Annotated in this window: 3 protein-coding genes; all 3 read left to right on the forward strand. The window is 59.2% G+C overall.

All coding sequences use genetic code 11. The features are described from left to right. On the forward strand, window positions 1-585 hold a 585-nt coding region (locus AC3FOF_RS44455; RefSeq protein ID WP_488730306.1), incomplete at its 5' end, for a hypothetical protein. 191 nt (window positions 586-776) lie between these two features. Further along, the gene (locus AC3FOF_RS44460; protein ID WP_488730307.1) at window positions 777-2,012 is read left to right on the forward strand and encodes a hypothetical protein; all 1,236 of its coding nucleotides are present in this window, start codon (window positions 777-779) and stop codon (window positions 2,010-2,012) included. A 127-nt stretch (window positions 2,013-2,139) separates the two neighbouring features. Continuing rightward, the coding region (locus AC3FOF_RS44465; protein ID WP_488730272.1) for a contractile injection system protein, VgrG/Pvc8 family at window positions 2,140-2,462 on the forward strand (323 nt) is incomplete at its 3' end.

Consider the following 2,462-nt stretch of genomic DNA (forward strand, 5'->3'; position numbering starts at 1 on the left):
ATGCCCACCCAATCCGACCTGCGCTTCACCTTCACCATCCACGGCACGGACGGCAAGATCGACCTCGATGTCGTCGCGTTCACCCTCGACGAAGGCCTCTCACAGCTCGACCGCCTCGAACTCGATCTCGCCAGCCACTCCCCCGACATCGACTTCGACCAGGTGCTCGACCGCCCAGCCCTGTTCACCCTCTGGCACGGCCCGCTATTGCGGCAGCAGCGACGCCGAAGGGCGCTCCCGTATGCGTCGGCTCTTGATGTGACTCATATTCGAGGAAATGTGAACATCGACGAAGAGACCGTTGTCGAAGCGCGCTGCCATTTCCATCGAACGAATGGTAGCGGCCCACAATCCAATCCGTTTGGTACCCATACCGCAGAGGCCGCAAAGCGCAGTCGCGCACTCTCCCTGGCCTTCCATCGCTACCTGGCGGAAAAGCGCACGGCCAAAGAGCTTGGCTGGCTGGGCGGCCCGTGGGCGCTCACCTATACCCAAGTGGGCGTCACCGACAACGGCCTGTTCATAGAAACCAATGACAGTCACGTACACCACGTGCATATCAGTGTAGGGACGGAGCAGCCATGACAGCATCTCGATGCCTATCCCTTCAATGGCGATGGCTGTTCGCGTGGGTTGTCGCGTCTATCTCCATAACTTCAAACGCTAGCGAGTGCACGCCTGACCAAGTACGCGCCACGAACGGCAAACTATTCGCATGTGACATCGAGGACGGACAAGAGCGCGACGTCACCCCACCTCCGCGCTCGGCATTGCGCTTGACCGATGTATTCGAGGATGCCGAAGTTCTCCCCGTTAGAACGGAATCTTGGCCCGTTCGCGTGTATTACAGTTCATCCTCCGCCCTATATGAATTTGATCGTCAAGGCAACGTCGTCAGCAAGAATGGAAGTCCTTTTGCGGGCGCCTATGTGGCCGAGTATTACCAACGTGGAACTCCGCTTTGGCCCGGTTCCCAACGCATCTATTACATCGTCCGTCGTGGACAGACACGCGATGACTTCCGGCCAGAGGATGTCACGAACGCCATTGTGCTTGCCGATCAGCAAGCATGCACCCCGTCGTACATCAGCGATTTCTATAAACTCTATAGAAATCTATCGACTATTTTTCTCAATGGCCTTTGCAGAGATGCAGTCAAACAGCGCATCGGCACGCATTCTTACTGGGTGTATCCCGATGAATGGAACGACGCAATCGCAAACATGTCTGTCGACACGCCGGTTCGCTGGACGTTTCAGAGATTTGACGACCCCATCGAACCGATTTTCGATGCCGCTGGTATCTGTCGCCTGTACTGTGAGGGTCGTCCGCTTCCGCCATCGAAAGGCAGTCCATCAGGGACATCATCCTCCAACGAAGCACACCGTACCCGTCCCGGACTCAGGCCGGAGGTCGATCTTTCCCCTCCGGCAAACAATGCTCTTCGTCAACTTACCCTTGAAGAGCGTTTGCGCGACGAGCGAGAACAGGAAGAAGTTCCTGCGACCAATTGGCCAGTACGCGCAATCTTCAATTCTCGCGCAGGCGCTTTCGAATTCGACCGACAGGGAAATCTGATTCAAGGTGGAACACGACTTCCGCTACGGGCAGTTGAAATACGTCTCGGCGGAAAGGAGGGCAGGCCCTTGTGGCAAGGCGGTCAACAGGTGTACCGCTTGCTAGCCCCCGGAAAATTGGGATACGGCAATGACCTACTTGGCACCGATGACGGCCTTGTTCTCGTCAACGGGCACGCCTGCCCCACGCAACTGATCGCCGAGGCATACGGCATTCTGCATGAAGGGGGGGAACTCTACCTCAACGGCAATTGCACCAAGGCCGTCAAGCGCACGATCGGCGAGCGGGAGTTCTGGGTCTACCCCGAAGACGAAACCAGCGCCTACCCGCATTACTGGGTCGTCCAGCACTTCGACGACCCGATCACCCCCATCGTCGATGCCGAGGGCCAGTGCTGGCTCTATTGCGATGGCCGCTCACAACAAGGCGGCTAACTATCGCTGAAGAACTGGGGCAGGCTGACCTCCTGATTGGCCACCCCATCGCCAGTGAACCTGACTCCGCTCTTATCGCCCCGCATCGCGAGCGCCCTGCAGAACAGGCTTTCTCCGGACAACGCTTATGCCCACCCAATCCGACCTGCGCTTCACCTTCGCCATCCACGGCACCGACGGCAAGATCGACCTCGACGTCGTCGCGTTCACCCTCGACGAAGGCCTCTCACAGCTCGACCGCCTCGAACTCGATCTCGCCAGCCACGCCCCCGACATCGACTTCGACCAGGTGCTCGACCGCCCAGCCCTGCTCACCCTCTGGCACGGCTCGCGGCCCGTGCGCCGTGTCCACGGTCTCGTCAGTACCTTCGAGCAACGCGACTCCGGCTTTCGACGCACCCGCTACCGCGCCGTCGTCGAGCCACGCCTCGCACGCCTCGGCCTGTGCGC

It is taken from the genome of Cupriavidus sp. 96C5-1 (assembly GCF_057798855.1).